A 25506-nucleotide genomic window follows, 5' to 3' on the forward strand; every position below is an offset into this window, starting at 1 on the left:
GCCAAAGGCTAATAGCTAAAGTTTTATATAATTGCTAATATGTCGCTTTCGCGCATCATTAAATAGTCTTTACCTTCTAACTTTAATTCAGTACCACCATACTTTCCGTATAAAACTGTGTCACCAACTTTAACAGTTAAAGGTTCGTCTTTTTTGCCATTGCCAACAGCAACTACAGTTCCCTTTTGCGGTTTTTCTTTTGCATTATCTGGAATAATAATACCAGAAGCTGTTTTTGTTTCAGCTTCCATTGGTTCTACAAGAACTCTGTCTGCTAAAGGTTTAATGTTTAAAGCCATTTGTTATAATATTTTGATTAATTAAAATTTGTTTTAACGCTTTAGCGTTATTCGAAAATTATGCCAAGACAAATAGACTGACAAACTTGCAGATTTTAATTGTCGGAAATTTATAGTACAAAAAAAGCCAACTTTAAAGTTGGCCTTTTCATTATTGTAAGAGAGAAGTATTAATTCCCTTCAGTATCGTTTGTTGTATCAGTATCTTCTGTGCTAGATGGAGTAGATATTGGCATTTCTGTAGCTTCATTTTCATCTAAAGCTTTAGAATCTACATTGTTGCCAGAATCGATTGTGAGGTTAGAGGCAAGAATTAATACAATTAAAGCTGCTCCCAAAAACCATGTACTCTTGTCTAAGAAGTCTCCTGTTTTCTTTACACCACCTAATTGCTGTGTACCACCACCACCGAAAGATGATGATAAACCTCCGCCTTTTGGATTTTGTACCATAATCACTACGACTAATAAAAATGCAACGATTACGATTAAAACTAAAAATATTGTAAATGCACTCATTTTATATTGTGTTATTATCTTTTAATTCTTCTACCAATTTTATTTGGTCTGCAAAGAAACTACTTTTTTCTGGATATTTCAAACTTAAAATTTTATAAGATTGAATGGCTTTATCGTAGTTTTTTTGTTCTAAATAAATTCTTGCTAAAGTTTCTGTCATTAGGCTGTCAGAAACGTCATCATCATTGTTTACCAACTTAGGTTTTGGTGTGTGGCTGGCAACAGGTTTTATCTTTGGGTTTTCGCTTATAAACTTATCAATAATATCTAGCTTATCAGCTAATGGTTGAGAGGTAATTTCTTGTATATCATCGCTTTCAGATTCATTTTCTCTTACAATAGGCTTAAAACTTGTAATCTTTAACCACTCGGTAAATGAATGACTTTCGTTTTTGTCAAATTCTAATGGCTTACCAATGTTAAGTTTTTCTTCAGTTGTGATGTTGTCTATATCGACTGCGATAATAGAATCTTCAAGTTTTGGAGTATCTTCCTTAGGAATATACTGTGTTTTTGCTTCAAACAGGTTTGGGTCTAAAACACCTTCGGTAGCTTTAATGTGTTCTTTTAACGCATCATCAATGGTTACACTTTTATTAACTGAAATATCGTCAACTTCATTAACCTCTAAGGATTTAATGTACTCTGAATTTTGCTTAATTTGATTAGAAATTTCATTCTGATTGAAAATTTCTGAAGTTATGTAATCAAACAAAACACTACGATCAGCTGTATGTGCAGCAGTTACTTTTAGCGCATTATTGTATTTGTAACTTTCTTTTTGTTTAAGACCTTTTAAGTATAAAGCACGTAAAGGTTGAAAGTAAGGATGCTCATTAATTTTTGCCAATAACGCATCTGTCTGAGTTGCTGTAACAGCTTCAGGATGCTGAAGTAAATATGTCAATTCTTTTAGTTGCATATATTACCAATTGGCTAATGATGCATTAAAAATATCTTGTGTTAATCGCTCAAAAATAACTTCAAAAGCTTCGTCTTTTGTGCCACCAACTAATTGAGCATTTGCATCAAAATCATAGAAAAATGAAAAACGTTGTTCAAAATCCTTCTCTTCATCTAGTGTGTTAAAATAGCGTACGTTAACACTAATTGTTAAGCGGTTTTGGGCTGCAGTGTTTTGAGCGGTTGCTGTCATTGGGGCAATTCTGTATTCTGTAATTTCTCCTTCAAACAGTAAGTCTCCACCAGTATTTACAAGATTTAGACTAGTTTGGTTTTGAATTAAGTCTTGTAATGCATTTGTAAAATCTATGTCTAAACCTGGCTCAACAAGTTCGGCATTATTCTGAAAAAAGTTGACTTGAAATGTTTTGGCATCACCAGTGTCTGCTCCTGTAAAAGAATAGATACCACAACCTGTTAATGTGATTGTAAATAAAAGTATTGCGATATATTTTAAATATTTCATGTGTTTATTTAATTATTTTCAATGGTCACATGGAACCTCATACTTTAAATAATTATTAATTAGTGTATTAATAATTATTTTTAGCATTCCGGTTTCATTTAATATGTGTTAGGTCGTTTCATTGTTATAAAGGCATAGATGTAACCAGCATTATCAGCAACATCAAAATCTACATTAATGAGTCTGTAGCCTTGATAATGTTTTTCGTTTATAAGATCTTCGGCTTCTTTTCTTATTGCTTCAGAACTGTTTGGTCTAAACGACTTTCTAATCATAAATATTTCTACAGCCTTCATAAATTTTACTTAATATTTAAAGATCGTATTGCTTTATTTTTCTGTAAAGTGTACGTTCACTTATACCTAATTCGGCAGCAGCCAATTTGCGCTTACCATTATGGCGCTCCAGAGATTTTTTAATAAGTTCTAGCTCCTTGTCTTGTAAAGATAAGGTTTCTTCTTCTTCAATCTCTTCAGCAAAATGATACTTGTCATCAACGTCTATTGTATTAGCGTCGTTATCTTCTGTATGCTGCGGAATGGATAGTACTTCTAAGTTATTAACCTCTGATGCTGTTTCGTAACTTTTGTTATCATCATCACCATAAATTTTCTGAATGAGATGCTCGTTTTCTTTTTTAACATCAGAAACACTTCCAGATTTCATTAGTTCCATGGTTAACTTTTTAAGGTCATTTAAGTCGCTTTTCATATCGAACAATACCTTATAAAGTATTTCCCTTTCGCTGCTAAAATCACTTTCAGATTTAGAAGTGTTAATTACAGCTGGCAAGCTTGTGCCAGTATTAGGTAAATAATTCTGAAGTGTTATGGCATTAATAGTACGATTATGCTCTAAAACTGAAATCTGTTCAGCAATATTTCTCAATTGACGAATGTTACCATTCCAACGGTATTTTAATAATAATGCTACGGCATCGTCAGTTAACTTTACAGTTGGCATTTTATACTTTAGTGCAAAATCACTTGCAAATTTTCTAAACAATAAATGAATATCCTCCTTGCGCTCACGTAAGGCAGGAAGATTAATTTCTATGGTGCTTAAACGATAGTAAAGATCTTCTCTAAACTTTTCTTTCTTAATAGCTTCAAACATATTAACGTTTGTAGCAGCTACGATTCTTACATTGGTTTTCTGAACCTTACTAGAACCTACTTTGATAAACTCACCATTTTCCAAAACACGAAGTAAGCGTACTTGGGTTGTTAATGGTAATTCACCGACTTCATCTAAAAAGATGGTTCCGCCATCAGCGACTTCAAAATAACCAGAACGTGTTTGTGTGGCACCTGTAAAAGCACCTTTTTCGTGACCAAACAACTCACTGTCTATAGTGCCTTCTGGTATGGCACCACAGTTTACCGCAATGTATTTGCCATGCTTTCTGTGGGAAAGTTGATGTATAATTTTAGGAATACTTTCTTTACCAACACCACTTTCACCAGTAACCAAAACAGAAATATCTGTAGCAGCAACCTGAATGGCTTTTTCTATGGCACGATTAAGTTTAGGATCATTCCCTATAATGCCGAAGCGTTGTTTTATGGCTTGTATGGATTCCATATTTAATTGTTCTTTGAATATCCCACAGCTTCACCAATAAGTGTAGCACTAGTGCAATCTAAAATTTTAACCATTACAAAATCGCCAGGTTTGTAGTGCTCTTTTGGGAAAACAGCAACCATGTTTTGGCTATTTCTACCAGACCAGTGTTGGTCTGATTTTTTAGAAGACTTTTCTATTAATATTTCTTCTACTTTGCCAACATGTTGCTGGGTTCTGTATAGACTATGTCTGCGTTGTAAGGCTTGTATTTCGTTAAGTCGTCTTTGTTTTACATCTGCAGGTACGTCATCTTCCATTCTACGACCAGCTAGTGTTCCAGGACGTTCAGAATACGCAAACATAAAACCATAATCGTACTTTACGTATTCCATTAAGGTTAAGGTATCTTGATGATCTTCTTCTGTTTCGGTTGGGAAACCAGCAATCATATCTTGACTTATAGCTACGTCTGGTATAATACGACGAATATTGTCTATCAGTTCAAAATATTCTTCACGCGTATGCAAACGGTTCATTTCTTTTAAAATTCGGTTGCTTCCGCTCTGTACAGGTAAGTGTATGTAATTACAAATATTTTCATACTTGGCCATAGTTTCAATAACATCTAATGTCATATCCTGAGGGTTAGATGTAGAGAATCTAAAACGCATCTTTGGCTGCGCTTTAGCACATAATTCTAATAGCTTGGCGAAGTTTACAGCTGTAGCTTTTTGTAATTCTGAAGCTTTCTCAAAATCTTTTTTAAGTCCACCACCATACCACAAATAGCTGTCAACATTTTGACCTAAAAGAGTTACTTCTTTATAACCTTTACTCCATAAATCGTTGACTTCTTCAATGATACTTTGAGGGTCTCTACTACGTTCTCTTCCTCTAGTAAAAGGTACTACGCAAAATGTACACATGTTATCGCAACCACGTGTAATTGAAACAAATGCACTAACTCCATTACTGTTAAGACGTACAGGTGAAATATCTCCATAAGTTTCCTCCTTAGATAAGATAACATTTATTGCTTCTCTACCTTCTTCAACCTCACTAAGTAGATTAGGTATATCCTTGTAAGCATCAGGCCCAACGACCAAATCAACAATTTTTTCTTCTTCTAAGAATTTTGTTTTTAGACGCTCTGCCATACAACCCAAAACACCAACCTTCATGTTTGGATTTTTATCTTTTACCTTATCGTAATACTTAAGGCGTTTTCTAACAGTTTGCTCAGCTTTGTCTCTGATAGAGCAAGTGTTTACCAAGACCAAATCAGCATCTTCAAGATTTTGTGTTGTATTATATCCTTGTTCTGACAAGATAGAAGCTACAATTTCGCTATCGCTAAAATTCATTTGGCAACCGTAACTCTCTATGAATAACTTTTTAGTATTACCATCTTTTTGGCCTAATACCAAAGCTTTACCTTGTTTATTTTCGTCGATTATTTTTTCCATCTATTAAGACTCACATTATAGTGAGAACAATTATTTTTTATAAGTCAATAAACATGCAAAGATAGTTTTATTTTGTTTATTATGACAAAGTGGCAGTTGTAAAAAGTAATTTGTTATTGCTCCAAATTATTATTTTTACAGATGTTTTTATTCTAAAGCGCAACCTTTTTAATTTAAATTCATCTTATTAAAAAATACACTTATGAAATTCAATAGAATTATAATGTCGTCGTTATGTATTATTCTTTTCTTAAATATGCAGTGCGAAGATGATGATACTACAACTTTACCTCAATCAAACTGTGTGAGTTTTGCATTGATAGATAGTTTTTCTTATGAAAATGCAGCTACAAGTCCGTATACAATAAATAATGTTTCTATTAATGAGGACTGTTTAATAATAAGCATTACTGCTACAGCTTGTGATGGAAGTACATGGACGATGCAATTAATGGACTCTGGAGATGTGTCTGAGTCTAATCCACCTCAGCGTTATGTTAAGTTCTTTTTAGTCAATGACGAATCTTGCCTTGCTGAAATAAGCAGAACAACTTCTTTTGATCTTTCTACATTACAAGTTGAAGGGGAGAATCAGATTATTATTAATATAGATGCTTATCCAGATACTGTTACTTACACGTATTAGAAATTTATCTTAATTTAATTATCAAAGTCTTGTTTTTGCAAGGCTTTTTTTAGTGATTAAGCCAAAAAGATTTTAATTAAGTAAAGGCTATTTAAGGCCAAATTAGGATTGTAAATTTATTTTCACATACATTTGTAACCTCAAAAAAATAAAGAATGCCGAAGAATCTAGTTATTGTTGAGTCTCCTGCAAAGGCCAAAACCATAGAAAAATTTTTAGGAAAAGACTATAAAGTCGAGTCTAGTTTTGGGCACATTTCAGACTTACCTTCTAAAGAGTTGGGAGTAGATGTAGAAGGGGATTTTGAGCCAAAATATAAAGTATCTAAAGATAAACGAGACGTAGTAAAGAAACTAAAAGAGTTAGCTAAAAAAGCCGAAATGGTTTGGCTGGCAAGTGATGAGGATCGTGAGGGAGAAGCAATTGCATGGCACTTGGCAGAAGCTCTAGATTTAGATAAAGAAAAAACTAAGCGTATCGTTTTTCATGAGATTACAAAAAGTGCAATAAACAAAGCTATTGAGAATCCTCGTGGCATAGATTATAACTTAGTAGATGCGCAGCAAGCTAGACGTGTTTTAGATCGTATTGTGGGTTATGAATTGTCTCCGGTTTTATGGAGAAAAGTTAAAGGCGGTTTGTCAGCAGGTAGAGTACAGTCTGTATCTGTAAGGCTTATAGTTGAGCGTGAGCGCGAAATACAAGACTTTAATCCTGAAGCATCCTATAGAGTAGATGCAGAATTTACATCAGAGGATGGAAAATCATTTAAAGCTAAATTGCCTAAGAATTTTGGTTCAGAAGAAGAGGCTTTAGAATTTTTGAATAATAATAAGGGCGCAACTTATCAAGTAGCTGACCTACAAAAAAAGCCAGCTAAAAAATCGCCAGCAGCACCATTTACAACATCTACATTACAGCAAGAAGCGTCAAGAAAGTTAGGTTTTTCTGTAAGCAGAACAATGAGTAATGCTCAGCGTTTATATGAAGCTGGTCTTATAACTTATATGAGAACAGATAGTGTTAATCTATCTGATGAGGCAAGACAAGGGGCTGAGAAGGAGATTGTTTCAGCTTATGGATCTGAATATAGCAAACCAAGGAATTACAAAGGAAAATCTAAGGGTGCTCAAGAGGCTCACGAAGCAATTAGACCAACAGATTTTTCTAACCATACTGTAAATGTTGAGCGCGACCAAGCAAGACTTTACGATTTAATTTGGAAGCGTGCGATTGCATCGCAAATGAGTGAGGCTAAACTAGAGCGCACTAACCTAAAAATTCAAATTAATAGTTCTAATAAAGTAAGTGAGCAATTCTCTGCTAATGGTGAAATCATAACCTTTGATGGATTTTTAAAAGTGTACTTAGAGGGAACAGATGATGAAGATGCTGAACAAGATGGAATTTTACCTGATTTAAAAGTAGGTGAAGAGTTGTCTAATAATTACATTGCGGCAACACAACGTTTTACAAGACCACCTTCAAGATATACTGAAGCATCGCTGGTTAAACAATTAGAAGAGCTGGGTATTGGTAGGCCATCCACATATGCACCAACAATTTCTACAATTCAGAATAGAAATTACATAGAAAAGGGTACTCATGAAGGTGATGAAAGAGCCTATAAGCAATTAGTGTTTTCAAACCAAAATATAAAAGAAAAGAATCTCACAGAAAAAGTGGGTTCTAATAAAGGTAAATTGGTACCGACAGATGTTGGTTTTATTGTTACTGACTTCTTGGTAAATCACTTTGAAAGTATTTTAGATTATAATTTTACAGCAAGAGTAGAAGAAAGTTTTGATGACATTGCAGAAGGTAAAGAAGACTGGAAAGCAATGATGAAAGACTTCTACAAAGGTTTTCATCCTCAGGTTGAAGACGTTCAAGAAAATGCTGAGCGCGAAACCGGAGAGCGTATTCTTGGTACTGATCCAAAAACAGGTCGTCAGGTAAGTGTGCGTTTAGGTAAGTTTGGACCAATGGTACAGATAGGTACTGTAGATGATGAAGAGAAACCTCAGTTTGCCAGCTTATCACCAGACCAACAACTTAATACTATTACCTATGAAGAAGCTATGGATTTGTTCAAGCTTCCAAAAGCTTTAGGTCATTATAAAGATGATGAAGTTGAGGTAAATAACGGACGATTTGGTCCTTATGTTAGATACGGTAAGAAGTTTGTCTCGTTACCAAAGGGAGTTGATCCGTTAAGTGTAGAATTAGATGAAGCGATAGTATATATTAAGGAGAAGGAAAAAGCAGATGCTCCTATATATATGTATCAAGGTTTAGAAGTCACAAAAGGCAAGGGACGCTTTGGGCCATTTATTAAATGGAACAATATGTTTATAAATGTGAATAAAAAATACGATTGGGATAATTTATCTGAAGAAGACATCGTAACTTTGATCGAGGATAAAATTCAAAAAGAAAAAGATAAACTTATCCACGTTTGGGAAGATGAAGGTATTAGAGTAGAGAAAGCACGTTGGGGAAGACATAACGTTATAAAAGGCAAGCAGAAAGTTGAACTAGCTAAAACAGTAGATGTGTCTAAAATGACCTTAGAAGAAGCTAAAGCTATTCTAGAGAAAAATGCTCCGAAAAAGAAAACCAGAAAAACCACAAAGAAAAAAACGACCACCAAAAAGAAGTAATACTTTATGAATTTTAATTTTCTAACGCCTGTTTCAGATGCGGTTTTAGCTCACTCAGAACTATTAGCGCAGCAAGCGCTCGGAAAAAAAATCAAAATTCACTCAAAACAAAATGGTATCCCAGATTTAGATGATGTTCAATTGGCAATCATCGGAGTTCTGGAAAATAGAAATGATGTCAACTATATAGGTGTTGATATTAACTTCGATGCTGTTAGGAAAACACTTTATACACTATTCCTAGGAAATTGGAGTACAACGATTGCGGATCTTGGTGATATATTGCCAGGCGAATCTGTAGAAGATACCTACTTTGCCATTCGTACTGCAATCAATGTCTTGGTAGAAAAAAATATTATTCCAATAATATTAGGAGGAAGTCAAGATTTAACCTATGCTAATTATCGTGCATATGATGATTTGATGCCAATGGTTAATATTGTCAATGTGGACACCAACTTCGATTTAGGAGATGCTAACTTGCCAATTAAAAATAATAGTTACGTAGGGAAGATCATTGTTGAAGAGCCTTATAATCTTTTTAACTATTCAGCAATAGGCTATCAAACGTACTTTAATTCTCAAGAGGAAATAGATCTTATGGAGAAGTTGTACTTTGAATCTTACCGTTTAGGCGAAATATCTGGTGATATAAATAAGGTTGAACCTTTATTAAGAGATGCACATATAGTTTCTATTGATTTAAAATCTATAAGAGCTGCTGAGGTAAGTGATAGTTTAAAATATTCACCTAATGGATTTTCCGGAAAAGAAATTTGTGCCATAACACGATATGCTGGTATAAGTAATAAAGTGTCTTCATTTGGGATTTATGAATACAGTAACTCTAAAAATGATTCTGCTTCTTCTATGTTAATTGCTCAAATGATATGGTATTTTATAGAAGGGGTAAATTGTAGAGTGAAAGATGACAATTTTAATAATGAAAATGAGTTTCAAAAGTATAATGTATTAGTTGAAGACGACGAACTCATATTTTATAAAAGTTTAAAAACAGGACGTTGGTGGATAGAAATTCCTTTTTTACCAGATGTTAATAATAAATTAAAAAAGCACACGTTATTACCATGCATGCATGCCGATTATGTGCTTGCTACTCAAGGTGAAATACCTGAACGTTGGTATAAAGCCTATAGGAAGAACAGCTTTTAAAAAGAACACTTAATCGATAATTTAACATTTAAACCATCGACGAAATGCATTTTTTAAGGACGAAATGCAAAAAAAAATCAAAAAAAGTTGTTTTTTAGAAAATATATAAATATGTTTACGACCTTAAAATTAAGGACGACTAATTTAACCTCGAGTTACTATGAATATTAAGAGATTTATTTTACTTACCACTGTATTGGTTTTGGTTGCCAGTTGTAATTCTGGAGACCGTGGACAATTAGTAGGTGTTAAAGGTAAAAAATGGCATCCAGAAAAGCCTTACGGTATGACTTTAGTACCTGGTGGAGCTTTTATTATGGGTAAATCAGACGATGATATCGCTGGTGTAAAAGACGCTCCGACAAAAACAGCTACTGTACGTGCATTTTACATGGATGAAACTGAGATTACTAATAGTGAGTACAGACAGTTTGTATTTTGGGTACGAGATTCTATTCTTAGACTTAATTTAGCTGAAATGGCTGACTTAGAAGGTAAAACTCCAGGAAATGGTGACATTGGTGAGTTTGCTTATTTAGATGCTAATCCAGAAGAATTAAATGCTTACGAAAGTTACATGCAAAATACTTATGGTAACGAACAGAGAAAAATTAATCACGATGTAGATTTAATTTTTGATACTGACGATTATCCAGATGAATTATATGCAGAGGTAATGGATGGCATGTATTTACCATTAGAAGAGTCATATAATGGTCAAAGAACTTGGGATGTAAAGCAATTCAAATTTCAATATACTTATATGGATATAGCTAAGGCAGCAAAAGATAGAAGTCTTAAGCGCTCTGAAGTTATAGAACAAGAAGAAGTAGAGGTGTATCCAGATACTACAGCATGGATTAGAGATTTCGCTTATTCATATAATGAACCAATGCATAACGATTATTTCTGGCACGATGCTTACGGAGATTATCCTGTTGTTGGTGTGTCATGGAAACAAGCTCAAGCGTTTTGTCAGTGGAGAACATTATATCACAATGGTTACCAAAAGAGTAAAGGAAGACAACCTGTGAATTCTTACAGATTACCTTCAGAGGCAGAATGGGAATATGCTGCTCGTGGAGGATTGCAAGGTGCTTCATATCCTTGGGGTGGACCTTACACTAAAAATGATAGAGGTTGTTTTATGGCAAACTTTAAGCCATTAAGAGGTGATTATGCAGCTGACCAAGCATTATATACTGTAGAAGCAGATGCTTATGATCCAAATGATTTCAATTTATATAATATGGCAGGTAACGTTTCAGAATGGGTGAACGGTTCTTACGATCCTGCTTCATACGAATTTTCATCTACAATCAATCCTAACGTTAACGACCCAGAAAACTCTCGTAAAGTAGTAAGAGGTGGTTCATGGAAAGATGTTGCTTATTTCTTACAAGTAAGTTCTAGAGATTATGAGTATGCAGATTCTGCAAGAAGTTATATTGGTTTCAGAACTGTACAAGATTACATGGGAACTGAGGTAACTAAGAATGCAGCAACTAACTAAATGAACAAACTAAAAACAATAACCCAAATTAAATTAACCTGCTTAAGTTATCATCCATTTAACTTAAACTAAAAAAACTAAACAAATTATGGCACAGAAAGGTAAAATTACAATCACTAACATGATCTACGGATTAGGAGCAGCAATCGTAATCGTTGGAGCATTATTTAAAATTCAGCACTGGCCTTTCGGTTCAGAGATCTTAACAATAGGTATGGTTGTTGAAGCCTTAGTATTTATATACTCAGCTTTTGAGAGACAACAAGCGGATTTAGATTGGTCTTTAGTATACCCAGAATTAGCTGGTGGTCAGTCTTTAGGTAAAAAGAAAAAAGAAGAGCCAAAAGATGCTGAAGGATTATTATCTAAAAAATTAGATAACTTATTAAAAGAAGCTAAAATTGATGGAGAATTAATGGCTAGCTTAGGAAATAGCATCAAAAACTTTGAAGGTGCAGCTAAAGGCATTAGTCCAACTGTAGATTCTATTGCAGCGCAAAAGAAATATGGTGAAGAGTTATCTCTAGCAGCAGCACAAATGGAGTCTTTAAACAGTCTATACAAAGTACAAATGGAAAGTGCAAATCGTCAAGCAGCAATCAACGAAGAAGCTGTAGAAAATGCACAGAAATTAAAAGAGCAAATGCAATCTTTAGCATCAAACTTATCATCATTAAATGGTGTTTACGGTGGAATGTTATCTGCAATGAACAAAAACTAATTAGTTTTTATAATCAATTTAATTAATTAACATTTAAAAACTAATTTACAATGGCAGGAGGAAAATTATCTGCAAGGCAGAAAATGATTAACTTAATGTACTTAGTATTCATTGCTATGATTGCAATGACTACAAGTAAAGAGATACTATCTGCGTTTAGCTTATTTAATACAAAATTCGAAAATGCAAACGAATTAGCAGTTGCATCTAACACAAACCTTTTAAAAGGTCTTGAGAAGCAAGCTGAGGAAAAACCTAAAGATTTTGGTGTTGCTTTTAATAATGCTCAACAGGTAAGTTCTATTTCTAATGAATTCTTCACGTATTTAGAAGGTCAAAAGAAAATGATCTTAGACAAAGGAAATTATGCGGCTAAATTTGCTGAGCAAGGTGGCTTACCAGCTGAAGAGATGGATAAAGGAGATGCTTTAGATGAGCACTGGTTTACAGGTGACCGTATGACAAAAGCAGGTCAGGCTTTCGTAGAGAGAATTAATGAATACAAGACTAAAATTAATGAATTGTTAGGGGATGATGTTGCTTACAATCCAGCTAAAGAAAATTTAGAGCGTCGTTTTAGTACTTCTGAAGTAACTAATAAAGATGGTAAGAAACAAAGTTGGTTAGATTATAACTTCAAAGGATTTCCAGCTGTAGCTTCTTACACTAAGCTTACGGCAATGCAAAACGATATCAAAGCAACTGAAGCAAACCTATACAATGTGTTTTTAGGAAATACAGTTGATGAAGCTACATCTTTAAAGAACTATACAGCTATCGTTATACCAGATAAGAATGCATTTTTTGCTGGTGAGAAGTTTACTGGTTCTGTAGTTTTAGGTAAGTATGCTAATGTAACTCCAACTAAATTAAAGGTTGGTGATACAGACTTAGACATGAACAGAGAAGGTGCAATTGACTCTACAGGTGCTGCAAGAATTGAGTTTACTGTAGGTAACGTAGGTGAGCACGATATTAATGGACAATTTACGTTCTTAGAAAAGGGTGAAGAGTTGCCTATTGATTTTAAAGGAAAATATGTAGTTGTACCAAGACCAAACTCTGCTACAATTTCTGCAGATAAGATGAATGTTGTATATCGTGGTGTTTCTAACCCAATGACTATCTCTTTTGCTGGTATAGCTGATAACAAAGTTTCAGCATCAGGTGCTGGTCTATCTAGAGCTTCTGGTCAAGGTAAATATGTTATGAATCCAGGTTCTGGTAAAGAAGTAACTATCAATGTTACCGGTACTTTAGATGATGGTTCTAGAGTAAGTGACCGTAAAACGTTTAGAATTAAGGATATTCCTGCACCAACAGGTACAATATCTGGACAATCAGGTGTTGTGAAATTACCAAAGCGTAATGTAGAGGTTGGTACAGTAGGTGCTAAATTAGAAGATTTTGTATTTGATTTACCAATACAGACGACTTCATTCAAAATTAAGGTTCCAGGTCAACCAACAGTTAATGTTGCTGGTACTAAAATGAATTCTCAAGCTAAGGCAGCTATTAACAGAGCTCGTAGAGGTGATAATATTACAATCTTTGATATTAAAGCAAAGATTCAAGGTAACAATTCATACAGGTTAAAAAATGTTTCTCCTGTTGTTGTTGAGGTTACCAACTAATAACAAAATATAGATTTAACCCAAATTATTATTAATAAGATGAAATTTAAAAGCTTTATATACTCAGGATTAATGGTTTTAGTGGCAAATAGTGCTTTTGCGCAAGCTAATATCCTAAATGCTAAAATACCTGAAGAGATAGGTATGAAGACTGAAGCTGAATTGCTTTTAGACAATGATAAACCATTAGAATATGGTTATGTAGGTGACAGAGACATCTTATTCTCAAAAATGATTTGGGAAAAGGTTGTATTAGATGAGCGTGTTAACTTTCCTCTTTATTTTCCGGTTGATGGAAATTTAGGAGATGACCGTAAGTCATTATATCAAGTTTTAAAAGAAAATATGGAAAGTGGAATGATATCTAAAGTGTATGCAGATTCATACTTTACTGAAGAACGTACGTTAAAAGATTTAGAAGCTTCACTTTCTATGACTAGAATCACTGATGCTGGTATTGATTACATGAACGAGAATGGTGTTGGAGAGGATCAGTTACCAGAAGAGTATGTCATAAGAAGAGATATTGGTCCTGCTGATATAAATTCTTATTTAGTTAAAGGATTATGGTATTTTGATAAACGTCAAGGTGAGTTAAAGTATCGTATTTTAGGAATTGCACCTGCAGCGCCAGATGTTAACTTCATTGATGAAGAAGGTTCTGAAAACAGTGAACCTATTCCAATGTTTTGGGTATTTTATCCAGAAGTAAGAGATATTTTACACGAAGCAAAGGCCTTTAACAACGATAACAGTGCTTCGCCAATTTCTTTTGATCACTTACTTAACAGTCGTCGTTTCCACGGAATTATTTACAAGGAAGAGAATGTTTATGGTGACAGAGAAGTAAAAGAGTACGTTGCTGATAATGCTTTAATGCAACTATTAGAATCTGAGCGTATCAAAGATAAGATCAGAGATTTTGAACAAGATATGTGGAGTTACTAATAACTCTAAAACATTAAGGAAAGCGCTCACTTATTAAGTGGGCGTTTTTTATTTCTGTCATTTCTGCATAGGCAAGAATCTTTTTGATAATTTCGCAAATGTGAAACAAGTTGATTATATCATAGTAGGTTGTGGTTTAGCAAGCATCGCGTTTTGTGAGCAGTTACGAGCTAACAGTAAATCATTTATTGTTTTTGATGATGGTTCACAGCAATCATCTATTGTAGCAGCAGGTTTGTACAATCCTGTGATTTTAAAACGGTTTTCAGAGGTTTGGAAGGCTAAAGAGCAGTTAGACATTGCATTGCCTGTTTACAAGAGAATTGAAAAAAATTTAAGTATAAAAATTGACTATAAGCTTAGAATTCTCAGAAGGTTTTCTTCAATTGAAGAGCAAAATCTTTGGTTTAATGCTTCTGACAAACCTAAACTAGAACCATTTCTATCAACAGAATTAGTTAAAAATAACAACGATGCAATAGATGCACCATTTGGGTTTGGTGAGGTATTACACGCAGGTCGCTTAGATACTACCGCACTCATAGACGCTTACAAGGATTATCTAAAACAAATTAAAAGTCTTGAGGAGTCTAGTTTCATCTATGAAAAACTACAAGTTTTATCTCAAGGTATATTATATAATGATATAGAAGCTAAACATACAGTCTTTGCGGAAGGTTTTGGTGTAAAGAAAAATCCTCATTTCAATCAAATTCCATTAAATGGCACAAAAGGTGAAGTTTTAATTATCAAAGCTTCAAAACTTAATATTGACTACGGAGTAAAGTCTTCAGTCTTCATTATTCCTATAGAAAATGACTTTTATGCTGTTGGTGCAACCTATAATTGGACAGATAAAACCAACCTACCAACAGTTGAAGGTAAGCAAGAACTTATAACTAAACTTAAGACGTTTTTAAAATGTGATTTTGAAGTCGTTCAACACTTGGCTGGTATACGTCCAACGGTAAAAGATAGGAGGCCTTTAGTTGGTAGACATCCTGAATATCAAAATTTATATGTTTTAAATGGATTAGGTACTAGAGGTGTTATGATCGCACCTTACGTAGCAGAAAAGCTATATCAATTCATAGAAAATAATAAACCTTTAGATTCTGAAATTGATATAAAAAGATTTACTTATTAGCTAGAGACTTATCGTATTTCATAAAAATATTAATCCAAATATTTCTCGAAAGTCTCATAATCACCGGAAATAAGAGTACCAAGGTTAATACAATACTAATAAATGCAGTTGTAACTGAGGTTTCAAAAATTACGTAAGTTGTTATAAACGCAGCTACTGCAAAAGCAATACCAACACCATAACTTACATACATAGATCCATAAAAGAATGAAGGTTCCATTTGGTATCTTGTCTTGCAATGCGAGCAATGGTCATGCATTTTTATAACCTTAGAAATTACATATGGATTTTTATTTACATACATAGATTCTTGATGACATTTTGGGCAAACACCAAAAAGTATACTATATAATTTCATTCCTTTTCTTATCATAGCTAAAACCTTTACTTTTGCATTTTTTAAGGCTTACAAAGATAAGTTATTGCCTTGCAACCATTGTAACAATTGTAACATTTAATGCAGTTGTATTTATGAAATTTAATTATGCTTAATATCCACAATCTATCCATATCGTTTCAAGGAGAATACCTGTTTGAAGACATTACATTTAAACTTGGTGCAGGAGACCGTATTGGTTTAATTGGTAAAAATGGTGCAGGTAAATCTACAATGCTAAGGATTTTAGCTAAAGAGCAAGAATCAGATTCTGGACAAATAGCAGCAGATAAAGACTTAAAAATTGGCTTCCTTAAACAAGACATTGATTTCGATTTTGGTAAAACCGTTTTAGAAGAATCTTACGAAGCCTTCAAAGAGATTAAGCAATGTGAAGCTAAGCTAGAAAACATCAATACTCAATTAGCAGAACGTACAGATTACGAAAGTGAAGCCTATAACCAATTAATGATTGATTTAAATGACATTCAACATCAATACGAAATCTTAGGTGGTTATAATTATCAAGGCGATACCGAAAAAATTCTTCAAGGTTTAGGATTTAATCGCGAAGACTTTGATAAACTCACAGATACCTTTTCAGGTGGATGGCGAATGCGTATTGAACTCGCAAAACTGCTGCTTCAAAATAATGATTTGCTGTTGTTAGATGAGCCTACAAACCACTTAGATATTGAATCTATCATCTGGTTAGAGAACTTTCTGAAAACATATCCAGGAGCAGTTGTAATTGTATCGCACGATAAAATGTTTCTAGATAATGTAACCAACAGAACTATTGAAATTTCATTAGGAAGAATCTACGATTACAATAAACCCTACACAAAATTCCTAGAGTTAAGAAAGGAAATGAAAGTGCAGCAATTAGCAGCGCAAAAAAATCAGGAAAAGCAAATTCAACAAACCGAAAAACTGATTGAAAAATTCAGAGCCAAAGCTTCAAAGGCAACAATGGCACAATCGCTAATTAAAAAGCTAGATAGAATTGAACGCATTGAGGTTGATGAAGATGATAACAGTGTAATGACCTTAAATTTTCCAGTGTCTATCACACCAGGAAAAGTGGTGGTTGAAATTGAAAATGTTTCAAAGCATTATGGAGATTTACAAGTTCTTAATAATGTGAATTTAACCGTGCCAAGAGATGTAAAAACAGCATTTGTTGGACAGAATGGTCAAGGAAAATCAACATTGGCTAAAATTATTGTAGGTGACTTAAAGCACGAAGGAAACGTCAATCTAGGTCATAATGTTCAAATAGGCTATTTTGCTCAAAATCAAGCAGAATATTTAGATGGTAACAAAACCGTGTTAGATACAATGATTGATGCTGCCAATGAAACCAATCGTAGTAAGGTTCGTGATATTTTAGGTGCATTCTTATTTAGAGGAGAAGAAGTAGAAAAGTACGTTAAAGTCTTATCTGGTGGTGAGCGTAACCGTTTAGCATTGGCAAAGCTATTGCTTCAGCCATTGAATGTTTTAATAATGGATGAGCCTACCAACCATTTAGATATTAAGTCTAAAAATGTTCTGAAAGATGCGCTCAAAAAGTTTGAAGGTACGCTTATTTTGGTATCTCACGACAGGGATTTTCTACAAGGATTAACCGAAACGGTTTACGAGTTTAAAGACCAAAACATCAAGGAATATCTTGGAGACATCGATTACTATTTAGAGCAACGTAATATTGAAAATCTAAGAGAAGCCGAAAAGCGAACCATTGTAGAGGATAAACCTAAAGAAAGCAATAAGCAAAGTTACGAACACCAGAAAAAAGTAAAGTCGCTAAATAACAAGCTGAGTAATATTGAAGCTAAAATAAATCAGCTAGAAAAAGCTATTAAAGAAGACGACTTTAAACTGGAAACTGATTACGATAACACAGCTTCTAACCCTAAATTCTTTGACGATTATCAAGAAAAAAAGAAGAATTTAGAACAGTTGATGGAAGAATGGGAAGAAATTACCATTCAAATTGAAGAAATTTCATAGCAACATTAAGATTATTTTAACGACTGCGAATAATGATAACAATAACTTTGCAAGTTATTGATGACCGCTTTCATTATGACCAGAAAAATTATTCTTTCCGTTTTGGGTATCGCTTTAATTGTTGGCGCATACTTTTTTGCAAAATATCTTATTGATAATAAAAACAAGCCTAAACCTGTAGTGCCAAAAGTGGTTAAAACAGTTTTGGTAGATACGGTTGAAAATTCAACAGTGCCTATTGTCATTTCAGCCAATGGAAATCTTACAGCAAAGGAACGCGTAGAGTTGTATTCTGAGGTACAAGGTGTTTTTAAAACCGGAAATAAACTTTTTAAAGCCGGTCAAAAATTCAATCAAGGAGAAACACTCATTCGTTTAGATGCTTCAGAATATTATGCTAGCGTGCAATCCGCAAAGAGTAATCTTTACAACAGTATTGCTGCAATTATGCCAGATTTAAGGTTAGATTTTACAGATGTTTATCCTAAATGGCAAGCCTATCTTAATGGTTTCGATTTAAATAAAAGCACACCACAATTACCAGAAATATCTGGCGAAAAGGAAAACTATTTTATCACAGGTCGTGGTATAGTAAGTGCGTATTACAACGTTAAAAATCTAGAACAGCGTTTAGCTAAATATAGAATTTCAGCACCTTTTACAGGGATATTAACCGAAGCTTTAGTAACGGAAGGTACACTTGTAAGAAGTGGACAAAAATTAGGAGAATTCATAAATCCTTCGGTTTACGAAATGCAAGTAGCCGTAAGTAAATCTTATGCAGATGTACTAAAGGAAGGCGAAGCTGTAACCCTTTCTAATTTAGAAAAAACAAAAACTTACCAAGGAATAGTATCAAGAGTTAACGGAAGTATTGATGCTACTACGCAAACTATCACTGCTTTTGTTGAAGTGAAGCACGACGATTTAAAAGAAGGAATGTACTTAGAGGCAAACCTTAATGCCGAAAAAGTAAATGATGCCATTGAGATTGATAGAAATCTGCTACTGGACAGCCAAGAAATTTACGTAGTCAAGGATAGTCTTTTGGATGTTATTCCTGTAAAACCTGCACATTTTTCTGATGCTACTGTGGTTTTAAAAGAGGTGCCAAACGGAACCATCATTTTAAGAAAACCAGTACCTGGTGCTTATGCAGGTATGCAAGTTAAAGCTGCAACAACAGATTCTGCTGAGTAATGAGAAAGTTAATAGAATACTTTATAAGATACCACGTTGCAGTAAATGTATTTATACTAGCATTTTTTGTGTTTGGTATTATTGGTGCCTTATCGCTAAAGTCATCCTTTTTTCCACTTGTTGAATCTAAAATCATCAATGTAGCCATTACCTATCCTGGTGCTTCGCCACAAGAGATTGAAGAAGGTATTGTACTTCAAATCGAAGATAACCTTAAAGGGTTAAAAGGTATTGATAGGGTAACCTCTACTTCTAGAGAAAATAGCGGAAGTATAACAGTTGAAATCGAAAAAGGCGAAAGCTTAGATTTTATGCTTCTTGAAGTTAAAAATGCGGTAGATCGTGTGCCATCGTTCCCTACAGGAATGGAACCTTTGGTGGTTTCTAAACAAGAAGCCATTAGAGAAACTATATCTTTTGCAATTAGCGGAAATGATATTCCTTTAGCTACTTTAAAGCAATTAGCCAGACAGGTTGAAACCGATTTAAGAGCTATAGACGGAATTTCACAGATTGAAATTTCTGGTTTTCCTGATGAGGAAATCGAAATTGCAGTTAATGAAACAGATTTATTAGCATATAATCTCACTTTTAACGACGTGGCAACTGCCGTGAGTAACTCAAATATTTTAGTTACAGGTGGTAATGTAAAAACAGTTGCAGAAGAATATTTAATTAGAGCTAATAATAGAGAATACTACGGAAAAGAGCTGTCCAATATTATTGTAAAAGCCTCTGCTGATGGAAAAGTTGTTCGCCTTAAGGATGTGGCAATTATAAGAGACCGTTTTTCAGAAACACCAAATGCTACCTATTTTAATCAAGAATTAGCTGTAAATATTTCGGTTACCAGTACTAATAATGAGGATTTAATTAGCTCAGCAGATAAGGTAAAAGAGTACATCGAAGCGTATAATCAAAAATATGAAAACGTACACCTTAGTGTTGTTAGAGATTTATCTATAACACTAAATCAAAGAACACAATTATTAACAGAAAATGCCATTGTTGGTATGTTGTTAGTTTTAGTGTTTTTATCTATTTTTCTTAATACAAGATTGGCATTATGGGTGGCTTTTGGTTTACCGATTTCATTCTTGGGAATGTTTATTTTTGCTGGTCAATTTGATGTGACGATTAATGTATTATCACTCTTCGGAATGATTATCGTTATTGGTATTTTGGTTGATGATGGTATTGTTATTGCCGAAAATATCTATCAGCATTACGAGAAAGGTAAAAAACCAATTCAAGCAGCTATTGATGGTACTATGGAGGTAATACCACCTGTGGTTTCTGCAATTACTACAACGGTGTTGGCCTTTTCATTGTTTTTCTTTTTAGAAAGTAGAATAGGAGAGTTCTTTAGTGAAGTGTCAGTCATCGTTATATTAACATTGGTTGTGTCGCTTGTTGAAGCATTAATCATCTTGCCTGCGCATTTGGCACATTCAAAAGCCCTTAGAATTAAAAAAGAAGAGCTGCATAGCAAAAAGTCATCTAATGGGTTCTTTTCCTTTATGCGAGGACTCAACCGTTCTGGAGATCGCTTTATGTCATATTTAAGAGATAAGGTTTATGCACCTACATTACGATTTGTAATGGAATTTAAACTATTGGCGCTAGGTGTTTTTGTTGCGCTTTTGGTGTTAACGTTTGGTTCACTAGGTGGTGGTATTATTGGCGTTACCCTTTTCCCAAGAATTGCAAGTGACGCAGCTAATATTGAGTTGGTGATGCCTGCTGGTACCAATGTGAAGATTACCGATTCCATCATTTCAATGATTGAAGAAAAATCTTTCATCGTTAACCAAGAGCTTACTGAAAAGTATTTAAAAGGAACAGACAAGCAATTGTTTGAAAATACAATAGTGTCTATTAACAGCAGTTCTTCTGCTAATTTAAGAATCAATTTATTGCCAGGTGAAGAGCGACCAGACGAAATTCAGTCGTTTTTAATTACCAAACGATTGGAGGAATTAGTTGGTCCTGTTATTGGCACGGAACGATTAATATATGGTTCTGGTGGAAATTTTGGTGGGAATCCTATTTCTGTATCCTTATTGAGTAACAATATTGAGGAACTAAAAGCATCTAAAGAAGAACTCAAAAAATACTTACAGTCTAATCCTTTGCTAAAGGATATTGGAGATAACGATCCTGCGGGTATAAAGGAAATTCGTTTAGAGCTTAAGGAAAGTGCTTACTTGTTAGGCTTAGATTTAAGGACGGTTATGTCTCAAGTGCGTTCAGGGTTTTTTGGTGCTCAGGCGCAGCGTTTCCAACGAGGGCAAGACGAAATTAGAGTTTGGGTTCGTTATGATAAAAACAACCGAAGTTCAATTAATGATTTAGACGATATGCGTATTGTTACACCTACTGGTGAACGTGTAACTCTAAAGGATATCGCAACTTATAGCATTGAGCGTGGTGATGTGGCTATTAATCACTTAGAGGGTAAGCGCGAAATTCAGGTTTATGCAGACTTAAAAGATCCAAGTACGAGTGCAACGGATATTACTGAAGACATTAAAACTGAATTTATTCCTCAATTACAATCAAAATATCCAACCATAAATGCTTCTTATGAAGGTCAAAATAGAGAAGCAGGAAAATTAACCAGTTCTTTAGCAGTAGCAGGTCCAATAATATTACTTCTAATTTATATCACCATTGCATTTACATTTAGAAGTTACTCACAACCACTATTGTTGATTCTGTTAATCCCTTTCAGTTTAACAGCTGTTGCATGGGGACACTGGTTACTAGATTTTCAAGTAAATGTTTTATCCCTTTTAGGAATCATAGCTTTAATTGGGATTATGGTCAACGATGGATTGGTTCTTATTGGGAAATTCAACAGTAATCTAAAAGAGGGAATGAAATTTGACGAGGCACTTTCCGAAGCTGGCAAATCGCGTTTTAGAGCTATTTTCTTAACCTCACTAACCACAATAGCAGGTTTGGCACCTTTACTATTAGAGAAAAGTAGACAAGCACAGTTTTTAAAACCAATGGCAATTTCTATTTCCTTTGGTATCGCTTATGCAACAATCTTAACCTTGTTGGTGTTACCGTTATTCTTGTCATTCAGCAATAACATTAAGAAGAATACAAAATGGCTGGCCACAGGAAACGATGTGACTAAGGAAGAAGTAGAACGCGCTATAAAAGAACAAAATGAAGGTAATGAAGAGCACTAAACAGATATTTATTGTCTTGGGCGTTTTATGTTGTGTTAATCTACAAGCCCAAAATGTACTAACAAAAGAAGAGGCTGTTTCTAAAGCCCTAGAAAATAATTATGGTGTGCAGATTGCTAAAAATGATGTGGCTGTTGCAGAAAATAACACCAGTATTTTGAATTCCGGTTATTTGCCGACAGTGACAGGTAGTGCAGGTGCAACATATAATTTAGATAATACTGAAGCTGAATTTTCTAACGGAGAGGTTACTGTCTTAAATGGTGCTGAGAGTTCTAGATATAACGCTAGTGTAAATCTTAACTATACCTTGTTTGATGGTTTAGGAAGACGTTACAACTACAAACGTTTGAAGGAACAGTACCAATTAACCGAATTACAAGCAAGAGAAACCATTGAAAATACGATTATTCAAATGTTTTCGGTGTACTACAATGTGGCGCAATTGTCTGATAATTTAAACACTCTTGAAGAAACGCTAACCGTTACCAAAGACCGATTAGTAAGAGCAGAATATCAATTTGAATATGGCCAAAACACAAAGCTTGAAGTTTTAAATGCTGAAGTGGATATCAATAACGACAGCATCAATATCATCAATACAAAACAGCAATTAAAAAATGCAAAGCGTGATTTAAAATTGGTGTTAGGTGAAACGTTTACGGAAGATTACGATGTAGAAACTGAAGTGGACTTCACATTGCAATTTCAAAAGGACAGCTTATTTCAACAAGCAAAACGAAGAAATGTTGCTTTACTTCAAACGGAAAAAAACATTGCAATTAGTAAGTTAGATATTAATTCTGGTCAATCCGCATATTTACCAACTATTGGTTTAACAGGTTCTTACGGCTGGAACAAAAATAACAACAACGCAGCATCGTTTTTAACTACATCAACAAATACAGGATTATCAGGAGGCATTAATTTAAGCTGGAATTTGTTTGATGGAGGCGCAACTATCAACAGAGTAAGAAATGCAAAAATTAATCTTGAAACACAACAACTTCAAAAAGAAAATATTCTATTGAGTATTGAGCGCGATTTTAATAATGCTTGGGATGATTATATGAACAAGCTCGACATTTATAACATTCAAGATAAAAATATTGTTACCGCTCAGAATAATTTTGATAGAACTCAAGAGAAATTTAAGATAGGTCAAGTCAATTCAATTGAGTTTAGACAAGCTCAAATCAATTTATTGAATGCAGAGTTAAGCCGAAGTCAAGCCAAATACGATGCAAAATTAGCAGAGTTGACCTTGCTTCAAATTAGTGGCGAGTTGTTGAATGTTCAATTCTAAAAACAGCTAAAGAATGGAAGAACACTTTTTTCAGTGTCCTTACTGTTGGGAGCAAATTTCTATGCTAATAGATGTATCCCAAAATCAACAAACTTACATTGAAGATTGTGAAATTTGCTGTAATCCTATTCAAATTTCTGTAGTTACAGAAGCACAACAAATAGTTAATTTTCAAGCTAAAAATATTGAACAGTAAAAAATATTAAATATCTGTAAATCAGTATTTTAAAAACAAGCACTATGTAGTTCGTCGAAAAAATTTGCAGTTTAAGGTATAAGTACCTATTTTCGAATAGTTTATGTGCCCCTCCACAAAATCTAGCTATTATGAAAACTTTAAAACTAACCCTACTATGTTGCTTGCTTTCTGCATTTACATTTGCCAACGTTTCTCAAAGTCAAAAAGACGCACTAGTAGCACTTTACAACACAACTAATGGTGATTCTTGGAATACATCTTGGGATTTAGACCAACCGATAACCGAATGGTACGGTTTAACTATTGAGGATGATAAAGTTGTGGCAATAAATCTGAGCTTCAATAATCTTACAGGTAAATTACCAAGTGAAATATCTGAGTTATCTTCCTTAAGAATACTAAATTTATCATTCAATAAACTAGAAGGTGAATTGCCTAAATCATTAACCAGCATGACCAATTTGGTGACGCTTCAATTGTTCTCTAATAACTTTTCAGGTACTTTACCATCAGATATAGGTAGAATGGAAAGCCTCAAAACATTAGAATTGTATAACAATAATTTCTTTGGTGAGATTCCTACTTCTATAGGTGACTTAACCAATTTAGAAAATTTAATATTAAGTAGTAACCAATTAATAGGTAAGCTACCTGCAAGTATTTCTAAGCTTAAATCTTTAAAGGTGTTAAGTTTATTTGATAATAGTCTCTTAGGAACTATACCTTCAAACATTGGAGATTTAACTCAATTAGAAGAATTAGTGTTATCTAACAATGCGTTCTATGGTGATTTACCTGGTGAATTAGCAGAATTGTCAAACCTTAAAACATTATTGTTGAGTAATAATGGCTTTAAAGGAAACTATGCAGCTCTAAAGGATAAATTACCAAATATTGTTGATTTTGATTTAGATGAAGTTAACATGAAAGGTGCACTAGCAACATTAGATTCAGACGAGGATGACGATTAAGGATTATTTTTAGCCATATAATTATAGATTGAAAAAGTGTTCAAATAAAATGAACACTTTTTTTAATGTAAAAACTTGCTAAAACTAAAAAGGGTTGTATATTTGCAGTCCGATATCGCGGGATAGAGCAGTAGGTAGCTCGTCGGGCTCATAACCCGAAGGTCACAGGTTCGAGTCCTGTTCCCGCTACTAAGATTAAAGCCATAACAACATTGTTATGGTTTTTTTTTGTGGGTATATTAATCCATAAAGATGAAATTATTGCTCTTATAATCATATTATTAAAATAGTATGCTATCCTAAAAGGTTTTGTAATTTCACGAGGCTTCTTCAGTTTAAAATATAATATTTCACGTTAAAGATAATTCTATATAGATTAGAATTTAACAACTATTTTATTTTTGATGCTCATAGAATATGGTTTTTACACTGTCTTCTAGTGAGATGCCTGGTATTAATTATTCTAAATATCAATGGACAAAAATTATACTTTCCGTATTATTTTATATTAA

General features: G+C 33.8%; 22 protein-coding genes and 1 tRNA gene. 15 read left to right on the forward strand and 8 right to left on the reverse strand.

Annotated elements, in window-relative coordinates; translation table 11 throughout:
- Positions 1-23: 23 nt before the first annotated feature.
- From ACXAFS_RS05095 to miaB, 7 genes are all read right to left on the reverse strand, one after another.
- Positions 24-299 (reverse strand): co-chaperone GroES, encoded by a 276-nt coding sequence (locus tag ACXAFS_RS05095; protein ID WP_155088470.1) that lies wholly within the window; start codon positions 297-299, stop codon positions 24-26.
- Positions 300-469: 170 nt separating this feature from the next.
- Entirely contained in the window at positions 470-817 is a 348-nt protein-coding gene (gene secG / locus ACXAFS_RS05100) for a preprotein translocase subunit SecG (RefSeq protein ID WP_475305709.1), read from the reverse strand.
- Between the two features lies 1 nt (position 818).
- On the reverse strand, positions 819-1739 hold the full coding sequence (locus ACXAFS_RS05105; protein ID WP_475305710.1) for a hypothetical protein: 921 nt from the start codon (positions 1737-1739) through the stop codon (positions 819-821).
- A gap of 3 nt (positions 1740-1742) precedes the next feature.
- Positions 1743-2246 carry an LptE family protein gene (locus ACXAFS_RS05110; RefSeq protein ID WP_475305711.1) on the reverse strand — a complete coding sequence of 168 codons (504 nt, stop codon included), beginning with the start codon at positions 2244-2246 and terminating at the stop codon, positions 1743-1745.
- A 98-nt stretch (positions 2247-2344) separates the two neighbouring features.
- Positions 2345-2542, reverse strand: coding sequence for a hypothetical protein (locus ACXAFS_RS05115; protein WP_224476722.1), 198 nt, complete (start codon positions 2540-2542; stop codon positions 2345-2347).
- A 16-nt stretch (positions 2543-2558) separates the two neighbouring features.
- Entirely contained in the window at positions 2559-3830 is a 1272-nt protein-coding gene (locus tag ACXAFS_RS05120) for a sigma-54 interaction domain-containing protein (RefSeq protein WP_475305712.1), read from the reverse strand.
- A gap of 2 nt (positions 3831-3832) precedes the next feature.
- A complete protein-coding gene (gene miaB, locus ACXAFS_RS05125; protein WP_475305714.1) occupies positions 3833-5278 on the reverse strand; it encodes a tRNA (N6-isopentenyl adenosine(37)-C2)-methylthiotransferase MiaB in 1446 nt (481 codons plus the stop codon).
- Positions 5279-5480: 202 nt separating this feature from the next.
- Here miaB and ACXAFS_RS05130 point away from each other — a divergent pair, with 202 nt between their 5' ends.
- The 8 genes from ACXAFS_RS05130 (at position 5481) to ACXAFS_RS05165 (ending at position 15723) form a co-directional block, all read left to right on the forward strand.
- Positions 5481-5924, forward strand: coding sequence for a hypothetical protein (locus ACXAFS_RS05130; protein WP_475305715.1), 444 nt, complete (start codon positions 5481-5483; stop codon positions 5922-5924).
- Positions 5925-6079: 155 nt separating this feature from the next.
- Entirely contained in the window at positions 6080-8587 is a 2508-nt protein-coding gene (gene topA / locus ACXAFS_RS05135) for a type I DNA topoisomerase (protein ID WP_475305717.1), read from the forward strand.
- 6 nt (positions 8588-8593) lie between these two features.
- Positions 8594-9760: a formimidoylglutamase gene (locus ACXAFS_RS05140; RefSeq protein WP_475305719.1), complete on the forward strand. Its 1167-nt coding sequence runs from the start codon at positions 8594-8596 to the stop codon at positions 9758-9760.
- Between the two features lie 166 nt (positions 9761-9926).
- The gene (porK, locus tag ACXAFS_RS05145; protein ID WP_475305918.1) at positions 9927-11273 is read left to right on the forward strand and encodes a T9SS ring complex lipoprotein PorK/GldK; all 1347 of its coding nucleotides are present in this window, start codon (positions 9927-9929) and stop codon (positions 11271-11273) included.
- Positions 11274-11361: 88 nt separating this feature from the next.
- On the forward strand, positions 11362-11994 hold the full coding sequence (gene porL / locus ACXAFS_RS05150) for a type IX secretion system motor protein PorL/GldL (RefSeq protein ID WP_475305721.1): 633 nt from the start codon (positions 11362-11364) through the stop codon (positions 11992-11994).
- Positions 11995-12044: 50 nt separating this feature from the next.
- Positions 12045-13628, forward strand: a complete 1584-nt coding sequence (gene porM / locus ACXAFS_RS05155) for a type IX secretion system motor protein PorM/GldM (protein ID WP_475305723.1) — start codon at positions 12045-12047, stop codon at positions 13626-13628.
- A gap of 39 nt (positions 13629-13667) precedes the next feature.
- On the forward strand, positions 13668-14576 hold the full coding sequence (porN, locus tag ACXAFS_RS05160) for a type IX secretion system ring subunit PorN/GldN (RefSeq protein ID WP_475305725.1): 909 nt from the start codon (positions 13668-13670) through the stop codon (positions 14574-14576).
- Between the two features lie 100 nt (positions 14577-14676).
- A complete protein-coding gene (locus ACXAFS_RS05165) occupies positions 14677-15723 on the forward strand; it encodes an NAD(P)/FAD-dependent oxidoreductase (RefSeq protein ID WP_475305726.1) in 1047 nt (348 codons plus the stop codon).
- Here ACXAFS_RS05165 and ACXAFS_RS05170 read toward each other — a convergent pair.
- Positions 15713-16096 (reverse strand): DUF983 domain-containing protein, encoded by a 384-nt coding sequence (locus ACXAFS_RS05170; RefSeq protein ID WP_475305727.1) that lies wholly within the window; start codon positions 16094-16096, stop codon positions 15713-15715. The two genes, ACXAFS_RS05165 and ACXAFS_RS05170, sit on opposite strands and share 11 nt — an antisense overlap.
- A 111-nt stretch (positions 16097-16207) precedes the next feature.
- Here ACXAFS_RS05170 and ACXAFS_RS05175 point away from each other — a divergent pair, with 111 nt between their 5' ends.
- The 7 genes from ACXAFS_RS05175 to ACXAFS_RS05205 all read left to right on the forward strand — a co-directional run bounded on the left by ACXAFS_RS05175 (position 16208) and on the right by ACXAFS_RS05205 (position 25183).
- Positions 16208-18115, forward strand: a complete 1908-nt coding sequence (locus ACXAFS_RS05175) for an ABC-F family ATP-binding cassette domain-containing protein (RefSeq protein WP_475305728.1) — start codon at positions 16208-16210, stop codon at positions 18113-18115.
- Positions 18116-18190: 75 nt separating this feature from the next.
- Positions 18191-19315, forward strand: coding sequence for an efflux RND transporter periplasmic adaptor subunit (locus tag ACXAFS_RS05180; RefSeq protein ID WP_475305729.1), 1125 nt, complete (start codon positions 18191-18193; stop codon positions 19313-19315).
- Positions 19315-22518, forward strand: coding sequence for an efflux RND transporter permease subunit (locus tag ACXAFS_RS05185; RefSeq protein ID WP_475305730.1), 3204 nt, complete (start codon positions 19315-19317; stop codon positions 22516-22518). Before ACXAFS_RS05180 ends, ACXAFS_RS05185 begins: the two co-directional genes overlap by 1 nt.
- Positions 22505-23824 carry a TolC family protein gene (locus ACXAFS_RS05190; RefSeq protein ID WP_475305731.1) on the forward strand — a complete coding sequence of 440 codons (1320 nt, stop codon included), beginning with the start codon at positions 22505-22507 and terminating at the stop codon, positions 23822-23824. Before ACXAFS_RS05185 ends, ACXAFS_RS05190 begins: the two co-directional genes overlap by 14 nt.
- A 13-nt stretch (positions 23825-23837) precedes the next feature.
- Complete coding sequence (locus tag ACXAFS_RS05195) at positions 23838-24020, forward strand: CPXCG motif-containing cysteine-rich protein (protein ID WP_475305733.1); 183 nt, start codon at positions 23838-23840, stop codon at positions 24018-24020.
- 131 nt (positions 24021-24151) lie between these two features.
- A complete protein-coding gene (locus tag ACXAFS_RS05200; RefSeq protein ID WP_475305734.1) occupies positions 24152-24994 on the forward strand; it encodes a leucine-rich repeat domain-containing protein in 843 nt (280 codons plus the stop codon).
- A gap of 116 nt (positions 24995-25110) precedes the next feature.
- Positions 25111-25183: transfer RNA gene (locus tag ACXAFS_RS05205), tRNA-Met, on the forward strand.
- The last annotated feature ends 323 nt before the right edge of the window (positions 25184-25506 follow it).

It is taken from the genome of Winogradskyella sp. ABM4_392 (genome assembly GCF_056160445.1).

What these genes read in the sequence shown, in the direction of transcription:
- ACXAFS_RS05175 (WP_475305728.1), top strand. Translation starts at nt 16,208, where the DNA reads ATGCTTAATATCCACAATCTATCCATATCGTTTCAAGGAGAATACCTG.
- secG (WP_475305709.1), bottom strand. Translation starts at nt 817, where the DNA reads ATGAGTGCATTTACAATATTTTTAGTTTTAATCGTAATCGTTGCATTT.
- ACXAFS_RS05185 (WP_475305730.1), top strand. Translation starts at nt 19,315, where the DNA reads ATGAGAAAGTTAATAGAATACTTTATAAGATACCACGTTGCAGTAAAT.
- porM (WP_475305723.1), top strand. Translation starts at nt 12,045, where the DNA reads ATGGCAGGAGGAAAATTATCTGCAAGGCAGAAAATGATTAACTTAATG.
- porN (WP_475305725.1), top strand. Translation starts at nt 13,668, where the DNA reads ATGAAATTTAAAAGCTTTATATACTCAGGATTAATGGTTTTAGTGGCA.
- ACXAFS_RS05130 (WP_475305715.1), top strand. Translation starts at nt 5,481, where the DNA reads ATGAAATTCAATAGAATTATAATGTCGTCGTTATGTATTATTCTTTTC.
- ACXAFS_RS05195 (WP_475305733.1), top strand. Translation starts at nt 23,838, where the DNA reads ATGGAAGAACACTTTTTTCAGTGTCCTTACTGTTGGGAGCAAATTTCT.
- ACXAFS_RS05105 (WP_475305710.1), bottom strand. Translation starts at nt 1,739, where the DNA reads ATGCAACTAAAAGAATTGACATATTTACTTCAGCATCCTGAAGCTGTT.
- ACXAFS_RS05095 (WP_155088470.1), bottom strand. Translation starts at nt 299, where the DNA reads ATGGCTTTAAACATTAAACCTTTAGCAGACAGAGTTCTTGTAGAACCA.
- miaB (WP_475305714.1), bottom strand. Translation starts at nt 5,278, where the DNA reads ATGGAAAAAATAATCGACGAAAATAAACAAGGTAAAGCTTTGGTATTA.
- ACXAFS_RS05180 (WP_475305729.1), top strand. Translation starts at nt 18,191, where the DNA reads ATGACCAGAAAAATTATTCTTTCCGTTTTGGGTATCGCTTTAATTGTT.
- ACXAFS_RS05200 (WP_475305734.1), top strand. Translation starts at nt 24,152, where the DNA reads ATGAAAACTTTAAAACTAACCCTACTATGTTGCTTGCTTTCTGCATTT.
- ACXAFS_RS05140 (WP_475305719.1), top strand. Translation starts at nt 8,594, where the DNA reads ATGAATTTTAATTTTCTAACGCCTGTTTCAGATGCGGTTTTAGCTCAC.
- topA (WP_475305717.1), top strand. Translation starts at nt 6,080, where the DNA reads ATGCCGAAGAATCTAGTTATTGTTGAGTCTCCTGCAAAGGCCAAAACC.
- ACXAFS_RS05110 (WP_475305711.1), bottom strand. Translation starts at nt 2,246, where the DNA reads ATGAAATATTTAAAATATATCGCAATACTTTTATTTACAATCACATTA.
- ACXAFS_RS05120 (WP_475305712.1), bottom strand. Translation starts at nt 3,830, where the DNA reads ATGGAATCCATACAAGCCATAAAACAACGCTTCGGCATTATAGGGAAT.
- porL (WP_475305721.1), top strand. Translation starts at nt 11,362, where the DNA reads ATGGCACAGAAAGGTAAAATTACAATCACTAACATGATCTACGGATTA.
- ACXAFS_RS05190 (WP_475305731.1), top strand. Translation starts at nt 22,505, where the DNA reads ATGAAGAGCACTAAACAGATATTTATTGTCTTGGGCGTTTTATGTTGT.
- ACXAFS_RS05115 (WP_224476722.1), bottom strand. Translation starts at nt 2,542, where the DNA reads ATGAAGGCTGTAGAAATATTTATGATTAGAAAGTCGTTTAGACCAAAC.
- ACXAFS_RS05170 (WP_475305727.1), bottom strand. Translation starts at nt 16,096, where the DNA reads ATGATAAGAAAAGGAATGAAATTATATAGTATACTTTTTGGTGTTTGC.